Raw genomic sequence first — 21,998 nt, 5'->3', positions numbered from 1 at the left:
CGAGTGTCTGCCATGGCATCCGCAAAGATAAGCGTCGTCATTGTCGGTGCCGGCATTGTCGGCGCCGCGCTTGCCTTGCATTTCGCCCGCCGCGGCGCAGCCGTCCATGTGGTGGACGAGGGCGCGCAGGCGGGCAGCGGCGTGACGGCGCGCGCCTTCGGCTGGGTGAATATCGTCAATGTCGTGCCGGGAGCGGCAAATTATGCCCTCGTGCGGGAGGCGCTCGCCGAATATGCCCGCCTGCAGGCCGATCTGCCCGGCGCCTTTGCCGCCGCACGTTCCGGCTCGCTGTTCTGGCTTGAAACCGTCGCCGGGACCGAAGCCTTCGCAGCAGCCCATCGCGGCGCGGGCGCCGATGTCGAGCTGGTCGATGCTGCAACGGTTGCCGCATGGGAGCCCGCGCTGCGCCAGCCTCCCGCTTGCGCGATCTTCTCGCCGCGCGATCTCGCGCTCGATCCGGCAAGGCTGGCGCGGGACCTGATCGACGCCGCCGGCGCAAGCGTCACCTTCGGCCGCAAGGTCGAAAGCCTCGTCCTTTCGGGCAGCCGGGTGCGGGGCGTGCGCCTGGCCGATGGCGCGATCGAGGCCGATCTCGTCATCCTGGCGGGCGGAACATCCGTCGACCGGCTGTGCGAAAATCTCGGTTTCCGGACCGGCGTCGAAGCCTCGCCCTCGATCATCCTGCGCTACAGTTGCGCGGCGCCTGTCGTAACCCGCATCCTGCGCGGTCCCGGTCTCGAGATCCGCCAGTCGCCGGACAACAGGTTGCACGTCGCCAAATCCTATATCGACGATCGGCAGGAAAACGCGCCGGAACGGATGGGCCAGCGGATATTGGAGGTCATGCAGGAGCGCCTGATCTTGCCCGAAGGCGTGGCGCTGGCGGAGGCCGCCGCGGGTTATCGTCCCGTCTTTTCCGATGGCCTGCCGCGGCTGGGCTTCCTGCCCGATGTCGAGGGCGCCTATGTCGCCGTCGGTCATCCCGGCGTCATTCTGGCGCCGCTGCTCGGGCGGCTTGCCGCCGAACATGTGCTGGAGGGGCGCCGCCCGCCGCTCGTCCCGGCCGCCGGCCTGAAATGAAAAAGCGGACCCGGTGAGGTCCGCTCTTCCGTCATGCGCAGGCCTTTATTTGCCGGGCTCGAAAACCATCGCATGGCCGTTGATGCAGTAGCGCAGGCCGGTCGGCGGCGGCCCGTCCGGGAAGACGTGGCCGAGATGGGCCTCGCAGCTGCCGCAGCGGATTTCCGTGCGCACCATGCCATAGGTCGTGTCGCGATGTTCGGTCACGGCATCGGCGGAGACCGGCTCGAAATAGCTCGGCCAGCCGCAGCCGGCGTCGAACTTCGTGTCGGAGCGGAAAAGCGGCGCATTGCAGCCGACGCAGCGGTAGAGGCCGGTCTCGAAGGAATCCCAGTAGGGACCGGTAAAGGCGCGTTCGGTGCCGTGCTGGCGGGTGATGCGATACTGCTCGGGGGTCAGCAGCTCCTTCCATTCGGCATCGGTCTTGTGAACTTTGGGTGTGGTCGTCGTTTCGGCCATGGAGTGCTCCTTTCGCCGATGGGGCAATCTCTTTTCGTGCGCAAATGTGGTGCCTTGGGCACGATTGATCAAGTCCGCAAGCGGGCCTGGCGCGCGGGCCTGTCGCCGCAAGGCCCAATTTGCCATCTACCCAATTTGGGGGAAGACGACGAATCACCCGTGCCTTATCGTTACTGTGCCATTAAGCTTAATAGTGTGTTTTTCGGGGACAACCGGTGTTCCACTCTCTGATGATCGTTCTCTACGGCGCCGTTGCCGCGATCGCTTTCAGCGTGACCCTGCTGGAAGGCTGGGTCAACCACGACCGCTGGACCGTCCACCGTATTGCCGGCCTGATCGCCTGCCTTTTCTGGCCTTTGCCGCTCCTGTTCTTCATCCTGCACGGTTCCGTTTCCCGCCTTGCGACGCGCCTGTCCTGAGCCCTGGGCGCCGATCGGGCTATCTCCTGCGCCCGAAATTGCTTGAGGCGCCCTGCCGTTTCGCCTAAGTCATGGAAACGGACTGTTTTTACCGGCTTTGAACCGGCAAACGGGGAGGGGGCATGGCCGATGTCACGGCTCTGACATTTCTGGCCTTGTGTCTGCCGCCGATCGGAGCTCTTGCCGCTCCCGTCGTCATCCGCGCCCTCGGCGCCGGCGGCGCCTGGATGCTCGCCGCAGCCCCCTTGCTCGCCTTCCTGCATTTCCTGCGCCTCGTGCCGGAAGTCGCCGGCGGCAAGGCCGTAACCGGCGGTTACGACTGGGTGCCGGCCCTGGGCGTGCGCTTTTCCTGGTTCCTCGACGGTCTGTCGCTCACCTTCGCTTTGCTCATTACCGGCATCGGCACGCTGATCGTGCTCTATGCCGGCGGATATCTGAAGGGCCATCCGGACCAGGGCCGGTTCTTCTCCTTCATCTTCCTCTTCATGGGCGCCATGCTCGGCGTCGTCGTGTCGGACAGCTTCCTGATGTTCTTCGTCTTCTGGGAGCTTACTTCCATCACCTCCTTCCTGCTGATCGGCTTCGACCATGAGCGGGAGGCGGCGCGCCGCGCCGCCCTGCAGGCGCTCGTCGTCACCGGCGGCGGCGGGCTGCTGCTGCTTGCCGGCCTGCTTGTTCTCTGGGGCGTGACCGGCGCTGCGCAGCTCTCCGACCTGCTGCAGTTCGGCGATGTCGTCCGCGGCAGCCCGCTCTATTTCGCCACGCTGCTGCTGGTGCTCGGCGGCGCCTTCACCAAATCGGCGCAGTTTCCCTTCCATTTCTGGCTGCCGAACGCCATGGAGGCGCCGACCCCCGTTTCCGCCTACCTGCATTCCGCCACCATGGTGAAAGCCGGCGTCTACCTGCTGATGCGGCTGAACCCGGTCATGGGCGCGACACCCGCATGGGAAGTCCTGCTGCCCGTCTTCGGCGCCATGACGCTCGCCACAGGCTCGGTGCTGGCAATCCGCCAGACGGACCTGAAGCTGAAACTCGCCTATACGACCGTCTCGTCCCTCGGCCTGCTGGTGCTGCTGACCGGCTTCGGCTCGGATTGTGCCATCGAGGCGGCCGTGCTCTATCTGGTGGCGCATTCGCTGTTCAAGGGCGCGCTCTTCATGGTCGCCGGCATCATCGACCACGAAACCGGCACGCGCAACATCACGCGGCTGAGAGGCCTGCGAAGTGCCATGCCGCTGACCTTCACGATCGCCATGGCCGCCGCCCTGTCCATGGCCGGCCTGCCGCCCTTCTTCGGCTTCCTCGCCAAGGAGGAAATCTACACCGCTCTTGCCGGCGGCGATCCCTATTCCATTCTGGTGACGGCCGTCGCCGTCTTCGGCAATGCCCTGATGTTTGCGATCGCCTTTGCGGTGGGGCTGAGACCTTTCGCCGGCAGGCTGGTGGAAACGCCCAGACATCCGCATGAGGCGCCGGTCCTGCTCTGGCTCGGCCCGGCCGTGCTTGCGCTGGCCGGCCCGCTCGCCGCGCTCTTTTCCGGCATCACCCATGGCGTGGTTTCGGCGCCCATGGCCTCCGCCGTCGCTGGCACCCCCAGGGCGGTCTCCGTTTCGCTCGTCCCGCATATCGGCGTGCCGCTTGCCCTGTCGCTGCTGACGATCCTGCTCGGCATCGCCGTCTACTGGCAGCTCGACCGTATCAGGACCCTGGTCGCCTATCTCCTGCATTCCGTTCGTGGCCCGGACCGCGGTTTCGATCATTTCATTGCCGGGCTCGTCCGTTTCGCGCACCGCGTCATCGCCATCGTCCAGCCGGGGCGGCTCGATGTCTACGTTGCCTGCACCTTCCTCTGCGTCGCGGCGATCCTGCTCGTGCCGCTCGTCTCTTACGCCGAACTGCCGGCCGGTTTCGCCTGGCCCGCGGGCCTGCGCGCCCACGAAGCGGGCATCATGCTGATCGCCCTGTTCGGCCTCGTCGCCGTGCTGATCGCCCGCGACCGGCTGACGGCGATCGTCTCGCTCGGCATTCAGGGTTTTGCCGTCGCGCTGATCTTCCTGCTCTTCGGCGCCCCCGATCTCGCCTTCACCCAGTTCATGGTGGAAACGCTCGCCGTCGTCATTCTCGCGCTCGTCATGACGCGGCTGCGCCTGTCGCCGACCGATCCGCGCCACGGCGCCCGCCGCCTTTTCGATATCGCCCTTTCGCTCGCCTGCGGCCTCGGCTTCGCGCTGCTCCTGATGCGCGCCACCGAGGCCCCGTTCGATACGGCGCTCAGCGATTTCTTCAACGCCCATTCGAAGCTGATCGCCCACGGCGCCAATGTCGTCAACGTCATCATCGTCGATTTCCGCGGCACGGATACGCTCGGCGAAATCGCCGTCGTGGCGGTGACGGGGCTCGCCATCCTCGCGCTCATCCGCATCCGTGGGAACACGGAGCGCAAGCTTGCTGCCAACGATCCTGACGGGGAGGGGACATGAGGCGGGTTTTTTCAAAGCTCTTCGCTGCAAATGCGGCAGTTGTGTCAGCGCGCCGAGCCACCATCCTCTCTCATTCCTGTGCTTGTCACAGGGATGAGAGAGGAGAGGCTAGGCGCGCAAGATCGGCGAGAACCTGCCTTCCGCTGTCCGTCGTGTCTGTTACACAGCGACGCGGAGGTGCCCGATGAACACCCTGATCTTCCGCACGGTCGCCCCGTTCATCACCGCGCTGATGCTGCTCTTTTCCGTCTTCATCCTGCTGCGTGGCCATAACGAGCCGGGCGGCGGTTTCATCGGCGGGCTGATTGCCGCATCGGCCCTGGCGATCTACGGCATAGCCTTCGGCGTGGATGCGGTCCGCCGGGCGATCCGCTTCCACCCGCTGGCGATTGCCGGCTTCGGCCTGCTGCTCTCCTGCCTTGCCGGGCTCATCTCCATTCTGTTTGCCGTACCCTTCATGACCGGGCTCTGGGTCTATCCGGTGCTGGCGGGCGTCGAAGTGCCGCTCTCCAGCGTCATGCTCTTCGATCTCGGCGTCTATTTCGTCGTGCTCGGCGCCGTCGTCTCGATTGCGCTGGCGCTGGAAGAACGGGAGGTGGATTGATGGAAGCGCTCTTTGCCATCCTCGTCGGCCTGTTCTTTTCGGCCGCCGTCTATCTGATCCTGTCGCGCTTCTCGATCCGCATCATGCTCGGCATCGCCATTCTCGGCAATGCCGTGAACCTGCTGATCTTCACGGCAGGGCGGCTGACGCGCCAAGTGCCGCCGATCATCCCCGCCGGCGCCGACACGCTGCCGCCGGCGGCCGCCAATCCGCTGCCGCAGGCGCTGATCCTGACGGCCATCGTCATTTCCTTTTCCTTCCTCGCCTTCCTGCTGGTGCTGACCTACCGCGCCTACCAAGAACTCGGAACCGACGATACGACCCGCATGCACGACGCCGAACCGGAAGAGCGGCCGCTGCCGCCTGTGGGGTATTGATGGCGAGCAAGATTCGGATGCTCAAGGAAGGCACAACCTGATGGCGGCCCCCGTCACCGACCTCTCGGCCGCCATGCTCACCGCCCCGGTCCCGGCGGCCCACTGGCTGGCGATCCTGCCGGTCGCGCTCTGCATCAGTCTCGGCGCGCTGCTCCTCATGCTGCGCGGCCGTCCCCGCCTGCAGGCATGGATCGCCATCGCCGGCCTCGTTCTCCTGCTCGCCCTCGACGCCGCCCTCCTGCGGCAGGTGGTCGGGCACGGCCCGCTCACCATGGTCATGGGCCGCTGGCTGCCGCCCTTCGGCATTGCCTTTACCGTGGATGTCTTCGGCGCGCTGATGGCGCTTGCCGCTGCCGTCGCCGCCCTTGCCGCCGGCATCTATGCGCTCTCGGATACGACCGAAAGCGGCCGGCGATACGGTTTCTTCCCGCTTTTGATGCTGTTGATGGCCGGCGTCACCGGCGCTTTCCTGACCGGCGATATCTTCAACCTCTATGTCTGGTTCGAGGTCCTGCTCATCTCCTCCTTCGGCCTGCTGGTTCTCGGCTCCGAGCGGGCGCAGATCGACGGCGCACTGAAATATGCGGTGCTGAACCTGATTGCCACGACGCTGTTCCTCATCGCCGTCGGCATCCTCTATGCAAGCTTCGGCACGCTCAACATGGCCGATATCGCCGAGCGGGCGGCGGGCTTGAGCGCCACGGCGCCGCTGATGACGCTCGCCTGCCTCTTCCTGCTCGCCTTCGCCATGAAGGCGGCGGCCTTTCCGGTCAATTTCTGGCTGCCGGCCTCCTATCACACGCCGCGCATCGCCGTTTCCGCCCTCTTTGCCGGCCTGCTGACCAAGGTCGGCATCTATGCGCTGCTGCGCGTCCTCGTCATGCTGCTGCCGACCGAGCGCGACGAACTCAGCCTGCTGATCGCCATCGTCGCAGCCCTGACCATCGTCGTCGGTGCGCTGGGCGCGCTCGCCGAGACGGACCTGCGCCGCCTGCTCGGTTATGTGGTGATCTCGGGCATCGGCAACATGCTGGTCGGCGCCGCGCTCGCCACGGCGGAAGGTCTCGGCGGGGCGATCGTCTACGCGCTGAATTCGGTGGTGCTGATGACGGCGCTCTATCTGCTGGCCGGCGAGGCGGGCCGGCGGGGCGGTTCCTTCTCGCTGGCCGCGCTCGGCGGCCTCTACCGCCAGAACGGCTGGTTTGCCGCGGTTTCGCTGATGCTGCTTCTGGCCGCCTGCGGCCTGCCGCCCTTTTCCGGCTTCTGGCCGAAAGTGCTGCTGGTCAAGGCCTCGCTCGATGTCGGCGCCTGGTGGCTGGCGGGCGCGGTGCTGCTCGGCGGCTTCCTGCTGACGATCGCCTGCGGCCGCGTCTTCCTGCTTGCCTATTGGCGGCCGGCCCCGCTCGCGCTGCCGCCGGTGCGCACCGGCTGGACGGACGGCCTGCCGCTTGCCGCGCTGACCGTGCTCGTCATCGGCTTCGGCGTCCTGCCGGAACAGGTGCTGCAGCTTGCCCGCTCGGCCGCCGACGGGCTTGCCGATCCCTCGGCCTATATTTTCTCCGTCTTTCCGGAAGGGACCGTGCGATGATCGTCCTGTTCCTCAGCCTGCCGCTTGCCATTGCCTGGGTGGCCGTCACCGGCAGCGCCTCGCCGCATAATTTCGTTCTCGGCCTTGCGCTCTCGCTGCTGTCGCTTGCCGTCATGCGCGAGGCTTTTGCCCGGCGTTCGCTGCCGCGCCGCATCCGCCCCCTGTCCCTGCTGCTGCTGGCCGGCCTTTTCCTGAAGGAACTGGCGCTTTCGGCCTGGCGGGTGGCGCTGACGGTGCTTTCGCCGCATATGCGGCTTGCGCCCGGCATCCTCGCTTTCCCGCTCTCGGCGCGGACGGATTTCGAGATCGCCCTGCTTGCCAATCTCATTACGCTGACGCCCGGCACGCTCTCGGTCGATGTCTCCGCCGACCGGCGCACGCTTTATGTGCATGCGCTGGACTGCGCCGACCCGGACGCGGTCCGGCGCGATATCGCCGCCGGCTTCGAACGCCGCATCATGGAGGCCTTCAGATGATAACGCCCGCCGCCATCGTTTCCGCCGCCGCCGTCGCAGCGCTCGCCATCCTTTGTCTCGCCTTGCTCGTCACCGTCTGGAGGGTCGTTGCCGGCCCCAGCCTGCCGGATCGCATCCTGGCGCTCGACATGCTGACGGGCATCGCCATCGGCTTCATCGCCGTCGTGGCGGTGCGCACCGGCTTCTCGCTCTATATCGATATCGCCATTGCGCTCGGCCTCGTCGGCTTCCTGGCAACCGTCGCCTTCGCCCGTTTCGTGCTGTCGCGCGCCCGGGAAAAGGATGCCGGCACGGGCGGGAGGCGCTGATGGTGGCGGATTACGCGCTCGCCGTCCTCACCGCCGCCCTGCTGCTGGCAGGCGCGTTCTTCGCGCTTGTGGCGGCGATCGGCCTCGTGCGCCTGCCGGACCTCTACACGCGCATGCACGCCGCCTCGAAGGCCGGCACGGTCGGCTCCGGCCTGTTGCTGCTTGCCGCCGGTCTTTACTCGGGCGAACTTGCCGTATTTGCAAGAGCGCTGGCCGGTTTCCTTTTCTTCATCTTGACGGCGCCCGTTTCTGCTCACCTTCTTGCGAGAGCATCGCATATAACGGGGCATTTTCCGGCCGATATCTCAGTACGTGACGATATGCGAATGCGCTGAAGGCGAGGGCTACTCGGAAGTTCAAGCAATTTATGCAAACTTATGCACTGGAAGCACGAGTAAAGCTTGCGGAGCTGCTGACCAATTCTTTGTGATGGACTTTTTTTCTAGGAAAATCGCAATTAATAATTGGCCTTTTGGGAAAACGATGGTATTTGAAAATTCAAGTAGAGTTCTGATTGTGAATTAGAATCGTACTGCTTCCAAGTCCCTTAGCCTTGATTGCCAATGTCTAACTGGGTGGCGGCCTGGAAGAATACGTAGTAGCTCACCTTCAGGCAGTATTGGCGCTGAGTACGGTCTTCGGAATCTAGGGGTGGATTTCCGGTTTTTCGAAACAAAGGCTGTAGTCTGCTCTTTTGCTGTTTGGCTCTACGAAGAGGGTTCTTCGTCTTTTGGGAGAAGGACCGTTTGAGCATGCTAACAGGAGAAAGAATATGACGGATATGGCGACCGGCAATGCGCCGGAGCTGCTTGTGGAACTGACGGCCGATATCGTCGCGGCCTATGTCAGCAACCACGTTGTCCCGGTCAGCGACCTGGCCAATCTGATTTCCGACGTACACTCGGCATTGAGCAACACATCCGTACCGCAGCCGGTGGCAGCGGTCGTCGAAAAGCAGAAGCCCGCAGTCTCTGTCCGCAAGTCCGTACAGGACGAGCAGATTACGTGCCTGGAATGCGGCGGCAACTTCAAGTCCTTGAAGCGCCACCTGATGACGCATCACAATCTCGCGCCGGAAGAATATCGCGAGAAGTGGGACCTGCCGGCCGACTACCCGATGGTCGCCCCGGCCTATGCCGAAGCGCGCTCGCGCCTGGCAAAGGAAATGGGTCTGGGCCAGCGCCGCAAGCGCGGCCGCGCCTGACCATCATAACGATCGACGATACGAAGAGCCGGGCCTGGTGCCCGGCTTTTTCGTCTCTGGCAGGTCCTTTTGCGAAGACTTTCGGCCGCCTCATCGGTCGTCAGAAAACAAAGCCATTTATCTTCAAAAAACGCGACAGAAATGTCGGCCCGGCGATTGCCCATCCGTCTCATAAGCAATTCCAGCAAAAGTGCGTAGCGGTTTTGCGTCCGGAATTGCGTGAGGGAAAGAGCAATTCCAGCAAAAGTGCGCAGCGGTTTTGCGTCCGGAATTGCGTGAGGGAAAGAGCAATTCCAGCAAAAGTGCGTAGCGGTTTTGCGTCCGGAATTGCGCAAGTTGACGACAGGCGGGCGCTGATGCGCCGCCCAAAAGAGGAGAAGAGACAATGCGCGTAATGGTGATCGTCAAGGCCACGGCAGACAGCGAAGCGGGGGTGATGCCCACGACCGAGCTTCTGGAAGCCATGGGCAAGTATAACGAGGATCTGGTCAATGCCGGCATCATGCTGGCGGGCGAGGGCCTGCATCCGTCCTCGAAAGGCAAGCGCGTCGCCTTCGACGGTCCGAAGCGCATGGTCATCGACGGCCCCTTCGCCGAAACCAAGGAGCTGATCGCCGGTTACTGGCTGTGGCAGGTCAAGGACATGGATGAAGCGGTCGAATGGATCAAGCGCTGCCCCAATCCGATGCCCGGCCCGAGCGAAATCGAGATCCGCCCGGTCTTCGAAGCGGCCGATTTCGGCGAGGCCTTCACGCCGGAGCTTGCCGAGCAGGAGGAGCGCCTGCGCGAACGGATGGCCGACGGCAAATAACCCTGTCGACAGACGTTATCGTCAGGCGCCCGGCGGGTTTCCTGCGGGCGCCTGACCCGATCGCATTGCAGCTCGGGAATATCCGCCTGTCAGGCGGCGGCGCGCACGCGCGCTTCCTCGCGGATGCGGTTGACCATCGAACGCAAGCCGTTGGAGCGCTGCGAGGACAGGTTTTCCGTCAGGCCGATTTTCGAGAAGATCTCGAAAGCGTCGAGCGAGGCGATGTCGGATGCCGTCTTGCCGGAATAGGTGGCAAGCACGATGGCCACCAGCCCGCGCACGATATGCGCGTCGGAATCGCCTTCGAACGTCATGACCGGATTGTCCGGATTGCCTGCCGTATGCGTCACCAGCCACACCTGGCTGGCGCAGCCCATGACCTTGTTCTCGGACGTCTTCTTCTCGTCCGCCAGGTCCGGCAGCGCCTTGCCGAGTTCGATGACATATCGGTAGCGGTCTTCCCAATCGTCCAGGAAGGAGAAGTCGTCGATGATCTGGTCGAGGGTTGCCATTCTGTCAGGCCTTTCGCTGTTACCGTCTGATATAGGCGAAGCGACCCCGGATTTGAACCGTTAAAAAGAAACGCCGCGAGGGATGGGCATCCTCGCGGCGCAGCAAACTGCTGAAATAAACAGGGCAGGCACGTCAGGCATGGGGCATCTCCGCGTCATGCGGACCACCGATGCAAGCTGGGGTGCGGGCGGATCGCCCGCGATATCGGTCAGATGGCCGGTTTCGGCGTCGGCAGCGGGATCGGACGGGCCGGAACGGCGCCGGCCGAAATCGTGCCGGTGACGACCTGCGCGCCGTCGTCGACCGGCGGGCGGTAGGGCTGCGGCAGGTGCGGCATCGGCTGGTTCAGCGCGGCCTGCGCCTCGCGCACCGTGCCGGCGACGGCCTCCGGCAGGGAAGGGGCAGCGAGCGCCACGGAGGCCGGCGGCACGGCCGTCCTTGCCGAAGCGAGCTTGGATGCGTCGTCGCTGAACTGGCTGTCGAGCAGCTCGTAGGCGACACGGGCGCCTTCTCGCGCCCGGTAGCCGAGCGCCGTCAGGGTCTCTCCGCCCTTGGCGCAGACCTCGGGTTTTTCGGAGCACATGCCGGTCAGATAGTCATAGGCGCCGCTTGCCGCCGTGAAGGCGTCGGAAAGCTGCAATTGCGGGCGGCCGTCCTTGTCGGCGCTCTCCGAAGAGAAAACGGAGAGTGCGACGAGCACGAGGCCAAACCAGAATGATCCTTTGATCAGAAACCACATTGTCTTGCCCATCCTGTTTTCCCGTCCGGTCTTGTCGCCGAATCGGGCCGGTTGTCCGGTGTGTCTGCACCTTACCGCCGAGTTGCGAATGCCGCTTTTCGAAACTTGTCGGCATTTGCGGCAAATTTAATTCGAATTTTAATGATCGGTATTTTCGGGGCATTTCACTCAAATTCTATCCACTGCCGTTAAGCATGGTGGCAGCCGCCGCCTGCAATTGCTGGGCTTTTGGCCCGCCGCTTTGCCACAAGCGTTAACGCGATGCTGAAATATGAGGAAAATCCGTCGCTTACCTGCTATTAACCACAAAATTCAAAGAGCTGCGCGGATGGCCCAAAATGGGACTTTTAGCGTTTTTGGGCTGTGGAAGGCGACTTTGCCTTATCCTTTCCTTAAGCCGCGGGGGCCTATTGTCCGGGGTAGTGAAAGGCCTTTTCGGGCAGGTATTGCGTGCGTGTATTGAGTGACATTGGCGGCCGGGCGACAGCCCTCGTGGACCGGGCAGCGGCAGGCTGGCTTTCCCGCACGAGCGGCGGCGAAGCCGTGCGCCAGAGCGAGCTCGCCATCCTGCGCCGTCTCGTCTTCCTCTCCTCTGCCGCGCTTGTTGCCGCTCCGCTCGGCCTCTCGCTCGTCACCAGCCCGGCTGTGGCGCTGCCGGCCGGTGTCGCCACCGTCTGCGCCGCCTTCCTCTTTTCCGCCGTCGGCTCTATCGCGCTCGCCCGCCAGGCCATTCCCCATGCGGCGGCCGCAGCCAGTGCCGACGATCTCTTCCTGGAGATGAGCCCCGGCCTCGTGCTCTTCCTCGATCCGCACGGCAGCGTGACGGTGACGGGCGGCCGCGACAAGCGCGACTATGTCTGCTGGATGCGCGACCTGAAGGGGCGCGGCTTTCTCGAGCAGGTGCATGTTTCCGACCGCATCCTCTTCCTGCAGGCGCTGGACGCGCTGCGCCAGGGCGAGGAAAAGGCGGTCGTCGATCTCCGGCTGGAGCGTCCCTCCGTCTCGCGCGACAACAGGCAGTTCGCCTACCTGCGGGTGGACATGACGGCGCGGCGCGATATCGACGGCACGCTTTCGGCCGTCATCGCCCAGCTGCACGACGTTTCGGTGGAGCAGCGGCTTCGCGCCGAGGCGCAGACGCGCGCGGCTGACGCGGAATCGGCCAACGACGCCAAATCCCGCTTCCTTGCCGCCGTCAGCCACGAGCTGCGCACGCCGCTCAACGCCATCCTCGGCTTTTCCGATATCCTGATCGGCGAATATTTCGGCAAGTTCGAGAACGAGCGCCAGCGCGAATATGCCGGCCTGATCCGCGAATCCGGCGCGCATCTTCTGTCCGTCGTCAACACGATGCTGGACATGAGCAAGATCGAGGCCGGCCGCTACGAGCTGATGCTGGAGCCTTTCGATATCGGCGCGTCGATCCGCTCCTGCGAATCGATGCTGGCGCTGCAGGCCAAGAGCAAGGGCGTCACGCTGACGAGCCGCGTCCAGCGCGGCATCGGCGAGGTCGTGGCCGACCAGCGCGCGCTGCAGCAGATCCTCATCAACCTCGTCGGCAACGCGGTGAAATTCACCGAGGCCGGCGGCGTGGTCACGGTCGATGCGGCCATGCGCGACGGCATCCTCAAGCTGACGGTCAGCGATACCGGCATCGGCATTCCCGCCGACAGGCTCGCCACGCTCGGCCAACCTTTCGTCCAGATCCAGAACGATTATACCCGCCGATTCGAGGGCACGGGTCTTGGCCTCTCGCTGGTCAAGGGCCTTGTCGCCCTGCATGGCGGCCATTTTGCCATTGCCAGCCAGCCGGGCGAGGGCACGATCATCACCATCGAGCTTGCGGCGGACGGTTCGGGAGCGCCGGCCGCAGAAGATAGCGGCCACGCCGAAACGGTCGAGTTCCCGCCGCGGCTGAAGGGCACGCCGGGTGCCGCAGAACTGGAAGAGGGGCTTTTCGATGGCCGCGCGCAAGCGAAAATCGCCTAAGGGCAGGAAAGGCCGGCAGCAGCCGGGCCTTCTGATGACCGGTGCGGCCGCACTCGGCAGCGTCGGCCTGCAGGGCGCAACCGCGCTGGGCGGTCTTGGCCTTCAGGGCGCCGGCGCCCTCGGCGGCGTCATCGGCCGCAATCCCTCCGTTGCCGGCGGCACGATCGCCTTCGTCGTCATCTTCTCCTTCGTGGCCGCCAACGCGCTCTGGTATCAGCCGGGCGCGCATCCGCATCCGATCTTCCGCACGCGCGATCCGGACGCGCCGAACGCCATCGGCTTCCGCCCGCAGGCCGGGCTGCAGGGCGATGTCACCACCTTCCGCATCGAGCGGCCGGACGATGCCGCCGCCACGACCCAGACGACGCCGCCGCCTGCCGCGGCCGGCCCGCAGCCGAGCCAGCTCGTCATGGATATCCAGAAGGAGCTGATCCGCCGCGGCCTCTATAACGGCAATGCCGATGGCGTCATCGGCCCGCGCACGAGCGCCGCCATTCTCTTCTTCGAGGAAACGGTCGGCATGGCCCAAAGCGGCGAAGCGACGCCGGACGTTCTCGCCGCGCTCAGAACCGATGCCGCCGGCGCCTCGACCATTCCCGTCGAGAAGCCGCCGGAGGACGTGACCTCCAAGGCGACGGAGGAAGACCCGGTCGCAGCCGCCATCCGCAGCGCCGAAAAGAGCGTCAAGACGGCGCCGGCCGCGCCGAAACAGGTTCCGCTGTCGGGCGTTTCCAGTGTCGATCTGGTGCTGAAGATCCAGAAGGGCCTGACCAACATGGCCTATGCCAATGTCGGCGTTGACGGTGTCGCCGGCGAACAGACCCGTGCCGCCATCCGGCATTTCCAGAAGCACTACAATCTGCCGGAGAACGGCGAGCCGAGCGAGGCCGTGCTGAAGAAGCTCAAGGAAATCGGCGCGCTCTGAGCGGCGGCTCCGCAAACCGTCCGATTGTTGCGGCAACGCCCGTTTGCCGTCGATGGCGCCGGCGCGGCCGGCTCAGCCCTGCCGTGCCGCCCCCGGCGAAGCGGCAGCCGGCCGCGGCGGCCGGTAATCTGCCGTCGGCGCCCGCCCTTCGACATCGACCACTTCTTCGATCGGCCCGATATCGATGGCGGCCGAGGTTCGGTAGCGCTTCGGCGCGATGCCGGTCACGCGCTTGAAGGCGTTGCTGAAGGCGCTTTCCGAAGTGTAGCCGAGCGAAAGCGCCAGCGAGGAGACGGGCATGGAGCCCTCGCGCAGGGCGCGCTCGGCCAGCCGCATGCGCCAGGCGGTGAGATAGGTCAGCGGGGCGACGCCGGCCACCGTCTTGAAGCGCAGCGCAAAACTGGTACGCGACATGCCGGCCGATTTCGCAAGCTCTCCCAGCTGCCAGTCATGCGCCGGGTCCGAATGCATCAGCCTCAGCGCCGGCGCGATCTTCTCGTCGCCGAAGGCGCGCAGCCAGCCGACCGTCAAGGGCTCCGACGTCATGATATGGGCGCGCAGCACCTGCACGAAGATGAGCTGCGAAAGCTGGGCCGAGGCCAGCAACGCGCCCGGCTTGCCCGCCGCCATTTCCCGCACCAGCTGGTCGAGCAGCCAGCGCAGCACGCCGGCTTCCGCAAGGGCTGCCCGCACATGGATGACCGGCGGCAGCACGTCGAGCAGCAGCTCCGTGCCGGTCGGCCCGAGCGCGATATGCCCGCCGATATAGAGGAAATCCTCGCCCGTGCCGTGGCGCGCCATGCCGTTGACCCTCTTTTCCCGGAAGGCGGTCACGGCGTCGGTGGGCGTCAGCGCCAGATCCGTTGCCAGCACGAAGGAATGCTTGCCGTTCAGCAATATCACGTCGCCCGCTTCGAGCAGGATCGGTGCGCTGCCATTGTCGAGCGCCAGCCAGCAGCGCCCCTTGGCGACGGCGCTGATCTTGATGCGGTTCGGCTGCGGAAAGGCGAGCGCCCAGGCGCCGCCGGCAATCAGCCCCCCGGCCATCAGGCAGCGGGCGTCGAGCAGGTTGAGCATTTCGGAGAGCGGATCGCTTGTCATCTTTGTACGATGGCGCAAGAAATCGGGATTTACAAGCATTCAGAATCCCGCCTGCCGGACATAGATCTTCTCCAGACAGAAAAGGAGACAGTCCATGTCCACTCCCCAGGCTCCCATCGGCTCCGGCTTCGGCGCAGCGTCCACGGCGCAGGAGGTGATTGCCGGCCACGATCTTTCCGGCAAGGTGGCGATCGTCACCGGCGGTTATGCCGGCCTCGGCCTCGAAACTGCCCGTGTATTGCTGGCAGCCGGCGCCAAGGTCATCGTTCCCGCCCGCAATATCGAGAAGGCGCGGGCGGCCGCCGAAATCGTTCCGGGTCTGAAACTCGATTATATGGACCTGATGGACCCCGACACGATCGACGATTTCGCCGACCGTTTCCTGGAAGGGGGCGAGCCGCTGCGTTTGCTCATCAACAATGCCGCCGTCATGGCCAATCCGCTGACGCGCGACAGCCGCGGCTACGAATCGCAGTTTTCCACCAACCATCTCGGCCATTTCCAGCTTGCCGCCCGCCTCTGGCCGGCGCTGGTGAAGGCGGAAGGCGCCCGCGTCGTCGCCGTTTCCTCGCGCGGCCATATCCGCGCCTGCGTCGATTTCGACGATCCGATGTTCGAGAACCGGCAATACCAGCCCTATACGGCCTACGGCCAGTCGAAGACGGCCAATGCGCTCTTTGCCGTCTCCCTGGACGCTCTGGGGGCGAGGGAGGGCGTGCGCGCCTTCTCGCTGCATCCGGGCGGCATCGTCACGACCGATCTCGTCCGCCACCAGTCGCGCGAATATCTGCAATCGACGGGCTTTGTCGATGCCGACGGCAACCCGGTCATCGACCCCGAAAACAACAAGAAGACCATCGCCCAGGGAGCGGCGACCACCATCTGGTGCGCCGTCAGCGAAAAGCTCGAAGGCATGGGCGGCGTCTATTGCGAAAACTGCGATATCGCGACGGCCGTGCCCGCCGATTCCGACGCGATGCTCGGCGTGCGCCCCTGGGCGACCGACCCGGAGCTTGCCGAACGGCTCTGGCAGATGAGTGAAAGACTGACGGGCCTGACGCCGAGCTGAAGGAACGGCCCGCGCTCCACGCCATCCCCGGCCGCGCGCCGGGGATCTGCGGCCGGCTAGTCGTGGCTGTAGGCCCGAAGTGCTGCCACGGCCGCCGGGTCCGGCTGTTTTTGAGCAGCCTGCAGTTGCGTCGCTTCGATCTGGGACTGGTATTCCTTGTTGGGGTCGGAGCTGATCTTCTGCGAACTTCCGTCGGCAAACTTCACCGTCAGCGAGGAGCCATCCCTCAGATCAACTGTGATACTGTCACCCTCGCTGCCATCGAATGTGATGGTTGCCTTGTTGTCGCCGATCTCAATATGCGTGTTGCCGGCAGAGATTCCTTCGCCCAGCTCCAGAGTCGCGTCAGATCCCGCGAGTCTCAGCCTGTCGTTGCCATCGCCCGCCGCATATTTGACGACGGAACCAGTCTCGGAGCGATTTTCGGTCAGCAGGATCGTGTCGTCACCCGCGCCGCCGGTTAGGACGTTATTGGCGCGTGCGACGATCCAGTCGTCTCCTTCTCCGCCATCTACGACACTGTCCGAACCGACATCGATCGTATCGTTGCCGGCACCGCTCCTGACGGTATTGTGTCTGGTATAGGCGGTGATGCGGTCATCGCCGCCGTCGCCGGTAATGTCGGCTCCGCCGCGTGCGATGATCCTGTCGTCACCTTCGCCGCCGCTTACCGCGTTGAAGCCGCCGGCAAAGATGTAGTCGTTTCCGGCTCCGCCGCTGATCGAACTGCCAAGCCCGCCCTTCATAATGTCATCGCCGTCCGTTCCGACAAGGTCGGTATCGGCACCGCCGGCGATCAATTGACCACTTTCGAGCAGGATCTTGGTGATCTTTCCAGATGCATCCCATGCGTCGGGCAAAAGCCCCGCCACGGTCGCTGCGTCAAGGATGCCGCTGGCGGATGCGGGGTTCCGTTCCTGATTGGAGCGCATGCCCTTCAGCAAGGTTAAAGCAGCAGAATGATGAATCGAAGAAATCGACGTCATGGTGCTTCCTCAAGGGCGTCGGGAGCCATCATAAGCCTGGAGCGCCAGCTGATTGCAAAGCGTCATGCTCGCTTCAAAAATAACAATACGACTCTAGGTGGCGGTTCGTTAATAAACGCAAAACGAGATATACGGAATCTTGAATGTCACTTGTGGTTGTCCGGTGTCATTTAGTCCAGCGGGCTGGAATTGCGGCCCGCCTGACGCCGAGCTGAAGGAACGGCCGAAGCACGGCGGCCATGCGACCTAAGTATAAGCCGCGACATTCTTAGCCAATTGTTAACCACGTTGTCTGAAGCTTCCCTAATGTAGCTTGGGGGAGCTCGATCATGCAGGCGTTGAAGGCGGTGGGGGAGAATGCCGCAAATGCGGCCGAGGAGCCGGATGGGCCGGATCGCGCGGCGCTGCGCCATATCCTCTCGCGCCTTGCCGAAGAGGCCTCCACGCTCGGCGTCGACCTCGTCGACATAGCCGGCGCCATCCAGGACATGGCGGCGATGTCGGCCCGCCATGCCGCCGCCTTCGACGACGTCACCCGCGCGGCCCTTTCCATCGCTGAAACCAACCGCTCCGTCGCCGTTTCGCTGCGCGAGACAGACAGCACCGCCACGCAGGCGCGGCTCATGCTGAAGGAATCGGCCGCTCGCCTCACCGGCTCGGTCGAGGAAATCCGGCACATGGTCCAGTCTTCGGACGAGATCAGCACGGAAATTGCCGGCTTCTCCCGTTCGCTGACCGACGTGGACAAGGTGGCCGCCGAAATCGGCACCATCGCCCGCCAGACCAATCTTCTGGCGCTCAACGCCGCAATCGAGGCCGCCCGCGCCGGCGAGGCGGGCAAGGGTTTTGCCGTCGTCGCCTCCGAGATCCGCGCCCTGTCGCTGCAGACCTCCAAGGCGACCGGCTCCATTCAGGAAACGCTGGAGCAGCTGCGCGTTAAGATCGACCGTCTCTCGGCCGTCGGCGGCGGGGCGCGCAAGAGCGCTGCCGGCGTCAGCGAAAAGTCCGAGGCGATGCGCGGCGCCTTCGAAAGCATGGAGCATGTCATCACCCGCATCCTCGATTCCTCCGCCGTCATGGCCAATACGACCGAGGCGGTGGACCGCGATTGCGCCGGCTTCGTCGCCACGCTCGGCGAAATGTCCGCAGAGGTGCTGGATTCCAACGGCCGGCTGCAGCAGGCGGCAAAACGCGTCGAGAGCGTCGTCGGCCTGTCGGAAACGCTGATCCAGCTGACCGCGAGCGCCGGCGTCGAGACCGCCGACCGCCACTGGATCGAACAGGCCCAATCCGTCGCCGGCCAGATATCCTCCGTTCTGGAACGGGCCGTCGCAGAAGGCGCGATCGGCATGGAGAGCCTGTTCAGCCGCCAGTACCAGCCGATACCGGGCACCGACCCGGTGCAGATGATGGCCCCCTTCACCGAACTTGCCGACCGCCTTCTGCCGCCGATCCAGGAGCCGGTCGCCGCCTCGCACGAGCGCATCGCCTTCTGCGCCGCCGTCGATGAAAACGGCTACCTGCCGACCCATAACCGCAAGTTCTCCGAGCCGCAGCGGCCGGGCGATACGGTCTGGAACACGGCCAACTGCCGCAATCGCCGCATCTTCAACGATCGCGTCGGCCTTGCCGCCGGCAGGAGCACCGCGCCCTTCCTCGTCCAGACCTACCGGCGGGACATGGGCGGCGGCAATTTCGTCATGATGAAGGATATTTCTGCCCCGATCACCGTCGGCGGCCGGCATTGGGGCGGGCTGCGGCTGGCGGTGAAGGTATAGCGTTGCCGCCACCGGCCGCGCGGTCTATACCGCGCCGATGAGATTGCGCGCCGATATCTACGTTTCCGCTCTTGTCCGCAGGGTCTTCTCGGCGGGCGATTTTGCCGCCGTGGAGAAGAAGGGCGCGGAGGAAGCCGGCGCCATCTTCATCCGCCAGCGCTTCCGCGACGGTCTCGAAACCCTCTATGCGCCGGCCCCGCAGAGTTTCTTCGACGAGGAGAGCAGCGGCGAGCGCCTGTTCGAAATCAGGCTGGAACGCGCCGAGCCCGACAGCGTGCGCGAGATGCTGGAGCGCGAGCGCAAGTTCGATCCCGACCTCTGGATCGTCGAGCTGGAAGCGGACGAGATCTCGGACCTCATTCCGCTCGCCGGCTGACCCCGCCTTGAATCGACGCCGGTTCCCGGCTATTTTGCCGCCATCCGCAATACCAGCAGGACGGTGCTCCATGGATACGAACCTGATCGCAACGCCAATTTGCCTTGCCATCGGGGATTTCCATGCCTGCATCCGTTACCCTTTCCGATCTTTCGTGGTCCACGCCTGACGGCCGGCCGCTTTTCTCCAATATCGACCTGAGCTTCGGCGCCGAGCGCACCGGCCTCGTGGGCCGCAACGGCGTCGGCAAGAGCACGCTGTTGCAGCTGATCGCCGGCGAGCTGCAGCCGCAGACGGGCTCCGTTGCCGTCAGCGGCACGATCGGCATCCTGCGCCAGAGCGTGCAGGTCCGGCCGGACGAGACCGTTGCCGATCTCTTCGGTGCCACGCAGGCGCTTGCCGTTCTCGCGCGCGCCGAAAGCGGGCAGGCGGGCGCCGACGAGCTTGCGGCTGCCGACTGGACGCTCGAAGCCCGCGTCGCAGCCGCGCTGGAACGATCGGGCCTTGCGGCCGGCCCGCAGACGCTGCTGGCCGCGCTATCCGGCGGCCAGCGCACCCGCGCAGCCCTTGCCGCCCTGATCTTCGAGGAGCCGGACTTCCTCATCCTCGACGAGCCGACCAACAATCTGGACCGGGACGGGCGCCAGGCGGTGATTTCGCTTCTTGGCGGCTGGCGCCAGGGTGCGCTCGTCGTCAGCCATGACCGGGAGCTCCTGGAGACGATGGACGCCATCGTCGAGCTGACGACGCTCGGCGCCACCCGCTACGGCGGAAACTGGAGCGATTACCGCGCCCGCAAGGCGCTGGAGCTTGCCGCCGCCGAGCACGATCTGGCCGATGCCAGGAAACGCGTGGCGGACGTGGCCCGCAGCGCCCAGGAAACGGCCGAGCGCAAGGCCCGCAAGGACAGCGCCGGCAAGAGGAAGGCGGCGCGGGGCGACATGCCGCGCATCGTCGCCGGCGGCCTGAAACGGCAGGCGGAGAATACCAGCGGCGAGAATGCCCGACTTGCCGAGCGGCGTCACGCGCAGGCGCTCGCCGATGCCGAGGAGGCGCGCAGGCGCATCGAGGTCCTGCAGCCGCTCTCCGTCAGGCTGCCGTCGACCGGCCTGCCGCCGGCGCGGACGGTGCTGAAGATCGATGCCGTCACGGCCGGCTACACGGCGGGCGAGCCCGTCATCCGCAAACTCTCCTTCGATATATCCGGCCCCGAACGCATCGCCCTGACCGGCCCCAACGGCTCGGGCAAGACGACGCTGCTTGCGCTCGTCTCCGGCGATCTGCAGCCGTGGGAGGGAGCGGTCCATGTGCTGGCCTCCGTCTCCATGCTCGACCAGCGCGTCAGCCTGCTCGATCCCGCTGCCTCGATCCGCGACAATTTCCGGCGTCTGAACCCGCAATCGGATGAGAATGCCTGCCGCGCCGCACTTGCCCGCTTCATGTTCCGGGCCGATGCGGCGCTGCAGATCGTCTCGACCCTGTCGGGCGGCCAGCTTCTGCGCGCCGGCCTTGCCTGCGTTCTCGGCGGCGCGACGCCGCCGTCATTGCTGATCCTCGACGAGCCGACCAACCACCTCGACATCGATTCCGTCGCCGCCGTCGAAGCCGGTCTCAGGGCCTATGACGGCGCGCTGCTGATCGTCAGCCATGACGCGGTGTTCCTGGACATGGTCGGCATCACGCGCCGGCTGGAACTGCCCGGCCGGGCGCATCAATCCGACCGGGAAAGGCTCATGCGAAGGTGATGCTGAGCAGCCTTTCGCTGAGCGTCCAGAGCCGTGCGGCCGCCTCGGTGTCCATCGCCCAGGGCATGACGCCGCGCAGCTCCTTCGTGTCGGCCGGCAGCGCCTCGGCAATGTCGCAATCCTCGCAATAGACGCCGCCCATGCCGTCGAGCTGGCGGCTCGTCGCGCACCAGACCGTGGTCGCCGCACCCTGTTCGATCGTCTTGAAGAGGGCGGCGATATGCGCCGGGATATTGCCGTCGGCATCGCGGAAGCCGATCGCCTCCATATCCGCGTCCGAGACGTAGCGGGTCAGTTCCGTCCTGATCGAGCCGGGGTGAACCGAGAAGGCGCGCACGCCGTGTTCCGCCCCGCGCCGGTCGAGTTCGAGCGCGAAGAGCGCGTTGGCGGTCTTCGACTGGCCGTAGGCCTTCCAGGCATCATAGGGGCGGTGCCGGTAGTTCGGATCGTCGAAATCGATGGCCGAGAAGCGATGCGCGCCCGACGACAGCGCCACGACGCGGGCATTGCCGGCGCGTTTCAGCGCCGGCCAGAGCCATGCGGCAAGCTGGAAATGGCCGAGATGGTTGGTCGCGAACTGCCGCTCGAAGCCTCTGCCGTCATGGGCAAGCGGTGTGGCCATGACGCCGGCATTGCCGATGAAAAGATCGAGCGGCCGGCCGCTGGCGGCAAATTCCTGCCCGAAAGCATCGATCGAAGCCGGGTCGGCAAGGTCGAGCGGGCGGATCTCGATCCGCGGCAGGCCCTTGAGCGCCGCTTCGGCCTTGGCGGTATCGCGCGCCGGCACGACGATCGACGCCCCCGCCTTCGACAGCACGCGCACAGTCTCCAGGCCGAGGCCGGCATAACCGCCGGTGACGACGGCAAGCCTGCCGGTGAGATCGGCATGGCCGAGCGCTTCTGCTGCCGTCGTTGCGCGGCTGAACCCGGAGGGAAGGGGATATTGGGATGTCGGCATCAAATCCTCGCAT

The 21,998-nt window shown here is 65.2% G+C and carries 23 protein-coding genes; 17 read left to right on the top strand and 6 right to left on the bottom strand.

The features are described from left to right. Window positions 1-12: 12 nt before the first annotated feature. Window positions 13-1,080 (top strand): FAD-dependent oxidoreductase, encoded by a 1,068-nt coding sequence (locus ACU8HS_RS03695; protein ID WP_112756565.1) that lies wholly within the window; start codon window positions 13-15, stop codon window positions 1,078-1,080. 45 nt (window positions 1,081-1,125) lie between these two features. On the opposite strand, the gene msrB is transcribed toward ACU8HS_RS03695, so the two are convergent. Next, window positions 1,126-1,539, bottom strand: coding sequence for a peptide-methionine (R)-S-oxide reductase MsrB (gene msrB / locus ACU8HS_RS03690; RefSeq protein WP_112705446.1), 414 nt, complete (start codon window positions 1,537-1,539; stop codon window positions 1,126-1,128). Between the two features lie 215 nt (window positions 1,540-1,754). Between msrB and ACU8HS_RS03685 the strand changes: the two genes are divergently transcribed. The 10 genes from ACU8HS_RS03685 (at window position 1,755) to ACU8HS_RS03640 (ending at window position 9,806) form a co-directional block, all read left to right on the top strand. Beyond that, window positions 1,755-1,958 (top strand): hypothetical protein, encoded by a 204-nt coding sequence (locus ACU8HS_RS03685; RefSeq protein WP_112756563.1) that lies wholly within the window; start codon window positions 1,755-1,757, stop codon window positions 1,956-1,958. A 122-nt stretch (window positions 1,959-2,080) separates the two neighbouring features. Then, window positions 2,081-4,438 (top strand): putative monovalent cation/H+ antiporter subunit A, encoded by a 2,358-nt coding sequence (locus tag ACU8HS_RS03680; protein WP_112756561.1) that lies wholly within the window; start codon window positions 2,081-2,083, stop codon window positions 4,436-4,438. A gap of 184 nt (window positions 4,439-4,622) precedes the next feature. Then, window positions 4,623-5,042, top strand: a complete 420-nt coding sequence (locus ACU8HS_RS03675) for a Na+/H+ antiporter subunit B (protein ID WP_112756559.1) — start codon at window positions 4,623-4,625, stop codon at window positions 5,040-5,042. Further along, the gene (locus ACU8HS_RS03670) at window positions 5,042-5,419 is read left to right on the top strand and encodes a Na+/H+ antiporter subunit C (protein ID WP_112568631.1); all 378 of its coding nucleotides are present in this window, start codon (window positions 5,042-5,044) and stop codon (window positions 5,417-5,419) included. The genes ACU8HS_RS03675 and ACU8HS_RS03670 overlap by 1 nt, the downstream gene beginning before the upstream one ends. A gap of 40 nt (window positions 5,420-5,459) precedes the next feature. Next, on the top strand, window positions 5,460-7,007 hold the full coding sequence (locus ACU8HS_RS03665; protein WP_112756557.1) for a Na+/H+ antiporter subunit D: 1,548 nt from the start codon (window positions 5,460-5,462) through the stop codon (window positions 7,005-7,007). Beyond that, window positions 7,004-7,483: a Na+/H+ antiporter subunit E gene (locus ACU8HS_RS03660; protein WP_112568635.1), complete on the top strand. Its 480-nt coding sequence runs from the start codon at window positions 7,004-7,006 to the stop codon at window positions 7,481-7,483. The genes ACU8HS_RS03665 and ACU8HS_RS03660 overlap by 4 nt, the downstream gene beginning before the upstream one ends. Further along, window positions 7,480-7,791 (top strand): cation:proton antiporter, encoded by a 312-nt coding sequence (locus tag ACU8HS_RS03655; RefSeq protein ID WP_112568637.1) that lies wholly within the window; start codon window positions 7,480-7,482, stop codon window positions 7,789-7,791. The genes ACU8HS_RS03660 and ACU8HS_RS03655 overlap by 4 nt, the downstream gene beginning before the upstream one ends. 2 nt (window positions 7,792-7,793) lie before the next feature. After that, the gene (mnhG, locus tag ACU8HS_RS03650) at window positions 7,794-8,126 is read left to right on the top strand and encodes a monovalent cation/H(+) antiporter subunit G (protein ID WP_112568776.1); all 333 of its coding nucleotides are present in this window, start codon (window positions 7,794-7,796) and stop codon (window positions 8,124-8,126) included. Window positions 8,127-8,563: 437 nt separating this feature from the next. Next, window positions 8,564-8,995 (top strand): MucR family transcriptional regulator, encoded by a 432-nt coding sequence (locus ACU8HS_RS03645; RefSeq protein ID WP_112568639.1) that lies wholly within the window; start codon window positions 8,564-8,566, stop codon window positions 8,993-8,995. A gap of 385 nt (window positions 8,996-9,380) precedes the next feature. Next, complete coding sequence (locus ACU8HS_RS03640; RefSeq protein WP_112568641.1) at window positions 9,381-9,806, top strand: YciI family protein; 426 nt, start codon at window positions 9,381-9,383, stop codon at window positions 9,804-9,806. Window positions 9,807-9,895: 89 nt separating this feature from the next. Here ACU8HS_RS03640 and ACU8HS_RS03635 read toward each other — a convergent pair whose 3' ends face one another. Continuing rightward, window positions 9,896-10,318 (bottom strand): SufE family protein, encoded by a 423-nt coding sequence (locus tag ACU8HS_RS03635; protein ID WP_112568643.1) that lies wholly within the window; start codon window positions 10,316-10,318, stop codon window positions 9,896-9,898. Between the two features lie 209 nt (window positions 10,319-10,527). Next, complete coding sequence (locus ACU8HS_RS03630) at window positions 10,528-11,058, bottom strand: DUF5330 domain-containing protein (RefSeq protein WP_112756763.1); 531 nt, start codon at window positions 11,056-11,058, stop codon at window positions 10,528-10,530. Window positions 11,059-11,508: 450 nt separating this feature from the next. Between ACU8HS_RS03630 and ACU8HS_RS03625 the strand changes: the two genes are divergently transcribed. Both ACU8HS_RS03625 and ACU8HS_RS03620 read left to right on the top strand, forming a co-directional pair. Beyond that, on the top strand, window positions 11,509-13,047 hold the full coding sequence (locus ACU8HS_RS03625) for a sensor histidine kinase (protein ID WP_112756555.1): 1,539 nt from the start codon (window positions 11,509-11,511) through the stop codon (window positions 13,045-13,047). Continuing rightward, window positions 13,019-13,972 carry a peptidoglycan-binding domain-containing protein gene (locus ACU8HS_RS03620; protein ID WP_112756553.1) on the top strand — a complete coding sequence of 318 codons (954 nt, stop codon included), beginning with the start codon at window positions 13,019-13,021 and terminating at the stop codon, window positions 13,970-13,972. The genes ACU8HS_RS03625 and ACU8HS_RS03620 overlap by 29 nt, the downstream gene beginning before the upstream one ends. A 72-nt stretch (window positions 13,973-14,044) precedes the next feature. On the opposite strand, the gene ACU8HS_RS03615 is transcribed toward ACU8HS_RS03620, so the two are convergent. Then, window positions 14,045-15,112, bottom strand: a complete 1,068-nt coding sequence (locus ACU8HS_RS03615) for an AraC family transcriptional regulator (protein WP_447015419.1) — start codon at window positions 15,110-15,112, stop codon at window positions 14,045-14,047. Between the two features lie 55 nt (window positions 15,113-15,167). On the opposite strand from ACU8HS_RS03615, the gene ACU8HS_RS03610 reads away from it, so the two are divergent. Continuing rightward, on the top strand, window positions 15,168-16,142 hold the full coding sequence (locus ACU8HS_RS03610) for an oxidoreductase (RefSeq protein ID WP_447015418.1): 975 nt from the start codon (window positions 15,168-15,170) through the stop codon (window positions 16,140-16,142). Between the two features lie 56 nt (window positions 16,143-16,198). Here the strand turns inward: ACU8HS_RS03610 and ACU8HS_RS03605 are convergent, their stop codons facing one another. Continuing rightward, window positions 16,199-17,128: a calcium-binding protein gene (locus ACU8HS_RS03605; RefSeq protein ID WP_447015417.1), complete on the bottom strand. Its 930-nt coding sequence runs from the start codon at window positions 17,126-17,128 to the stop codon at window positions 16,199-16,201. A gap of 329 nt (window positions 17,129-17,457) precedes the next feature. On the opposite strand from ACU8HS_RS03605, the gene ACU8HS_RS03600 reads away from it, so the two are divergent. The 3 genes from ACU8HS_RS03600 to ACU8HS_RS03590 all read left to right on the top strand — a co-directional run bounded on the left by ACU8HS_RS03600 (window position 17,458) and on the right by ACU8HS_RS03590 (window position 21,027). Beyond that, window positions 17,458-18,906, top strand: coding sequence for a methyl-accepting chemotaxis protein (locus tag ACU8HS_RS03600; protein WP_447015416.1), 1,449 nt, complete (start codon window positions 17,458-17,460; stop codon window positions 18,904-18,906). Between the two features lie 37 nt (window positions 18,907-18,943). After that, window positions 18,944-19,282 (top strand): DUF1491 family protein, encoded by a 339-nt coding sequence (locus ACU8HS_RS03595; RefSeq protein WP_113413632.1) that lies wholly within the window; start codon window positions 18,944-18,946, stop codon window positions 19,280-19,282. Between the two features lie 122 nt (window positions 19,283-19,404). Beyond that, a complete protein-coding gene (locus ACU8HS_RS03590) occupies window positions 19,405-21,027 on the top strand; it encodes an ABC-F family ATP-binding cassette domain-containing protein (RefSeq protein ID WP_447015415.1) in 1,623 nt (540 codons plus the stop codon). On the opposite strand, the gene ACU8HS_RS03585 is transcribed toward ACU8HS_RS03590, so the two are convergent. Then, window positions 21,014-21,985, bottom strand: a complete 972-nt coding sequence (locus ACU8HS_RS03585; RefSeq protein WP_447015414.1) for an oxidoreductase — start codon at window positions 21,983-21,985, stop codon at window positions 21,014-21,016. The two genes, ACU8HS_RS03590 and ACU8HS_RS03585, sit on opposite strands and share 14 nt — an antisense overlap. Between the last annotated feature and the right edge of the window lie 13 nt (window positions 21,986-21,998).

This window comes from Rhizobium sp. KDH_Rht_773_N (assembly GCF_052946295.1).
This window is presented reverse-complemented; position numbering and strand designations above follow the sequence as displayed.

Bases quoted from the DNA above. Each gene is read 5' to 3' on its own strand.
- ACU8HS_RS03680 (WP_112756561.1), top strand. From the start codon at position 2,081: ATGGCCGATGTCACGGCTCTGACATTTCTGGCCTTGTGTCTGCCGCCG.
- ACU8HS_RS03630 (WP_112756763.1), bottom strand. From the start codon at position 11,058: ATGTGGTTTCTGATCAAAGGATCATTCTGGTTTGGCCTCGTGCTCGTC.
- ACU8HS_RS03640 (WP_112568641.1), top strand. From the start codon at position 9,381: ATGCGCGTAATGGTGATCGTCAAGGCCACGGCAGACAGCGAAGCGGGG.
- ACU8HS_RS03665 (WP_112756557.1), top strand. From the start codon at position 5,460: ATGGCGGCCCCCGTCACCGACCTCTCGGCCGCCATGCTCACCGCCCCG.
- ACU8HS_RS03615 (WP_447015419.1), bottom strand. From the start codon at position 15,112: ATGCTTGTAAATCCCGATTTCTTGCGCCATCGTACAAAGATGACAAGC.
- ACU8HS_RS03595 (WP_113413632.1), top strand. From the start codon at position 18,944: ATGAGATTGCGCGCCGATATCTACGTTTCCGCTCTTGTCCGCAGGGTC.
- ACU8HS_RS03660 (WP_112568635.1), top strand. From the start codon at position 7,004: ATGATCGTCCTGTTCCTCAGCCTGCCGCTTGCCATTGCCTGGGTGGCC.
- ACU8HS_RS03670 (WP_112568631.1), top strand. From the start codon at position 5,042: ATGGAAGCGCTCTTTGCCATCCTCGTCGGCCTGTTCTTTTCGGCCGCC.
- ACU8HS_RS03675 (WP_112756559.1), top strand. From the start codon at position 4,623: ATGAACACCCTGATCTTCCGCACGGTCGCCCCGTTCATCACCGCGCTG.
- ACU8HS_RS03585 (WP_447015414.1), bottom strand. From the start codon at position 21,985: ATGCCGACATCCCAATATCCCCTTCCCTCCGGGTTCAGCCGCGCAACG.
- ACU8HS_RS03610 (WP_447015418.1), top strand. From the start codon at position 15,168: ATGTCCACTCCCCAGGCTCCCATCGGCTCCGGCTTCGGCGCAGCGTCC.
- msrB (WP_112705446.1), bottom strand. From the start codon at position 1,539: ATGGCCGAAACGACGACCACACCCAAAGTTCACAAGACCGATGCCGAA.
- ACU8HS_RS03620 (WP_112756553.1), top strand. From the start codon at position 13,019: ATGGCCGCGCGCAAGCGAAAATCGCCTAAGGGCAGGAAAGGCCGGCAG.
- ACU8HS_RS03600 (WP_447015416.1), top strand. From the start codon at position 17,458: ATGCAGGCGTTGAAGGCGGTGGGGGAGAATGCCGCAAATGCGGCCGAG.
- ACU8HS_RS03590 (WP_447015415.1), top strand. From the start codon at position 19,405: ATGCCTGCATCCGTTACCCTTTCCGATCTTTCGTGGTCCACGCCTGAC.
- ACU8HS_RS03645 (WP_112568639.1), top strand. From the start codon at position 8,564: ATGACGGATATGGCGACCGGCAATGCGCCGGAGCTGCTTGTGGAACTG.
- ACU8HS_RS03635 (WP_112568643.1), bottom strand. From the start codon at position 10,318: ATGGCAACCCTCGACCAGATCATCGACGACTTCTCCTTCCTGGACGAT.
- ACU8HS_RS03695 (WP_112756565.1), top strand. From the start codon at position 13: ATGGCATCCGCAAAGATAAGCGTCGTCATTGTCGGTGCCGGCATTGTC.
- ACU8HS_RS03605 (WP_447015417.1), bottom strand. From the start codon at position 17,128: ATGACGTCGATTTCTTCGATTCATCATTCTGCTGCTTTAACCTTGCTG.
- ACU8HS_RS03655 (WP_112568637.1), top strand. From the start codon at position 7,480: ATGATAACGCCCGCCGCCATCGTTTCCGCCGCCGCCGTCGCAGCGCTC.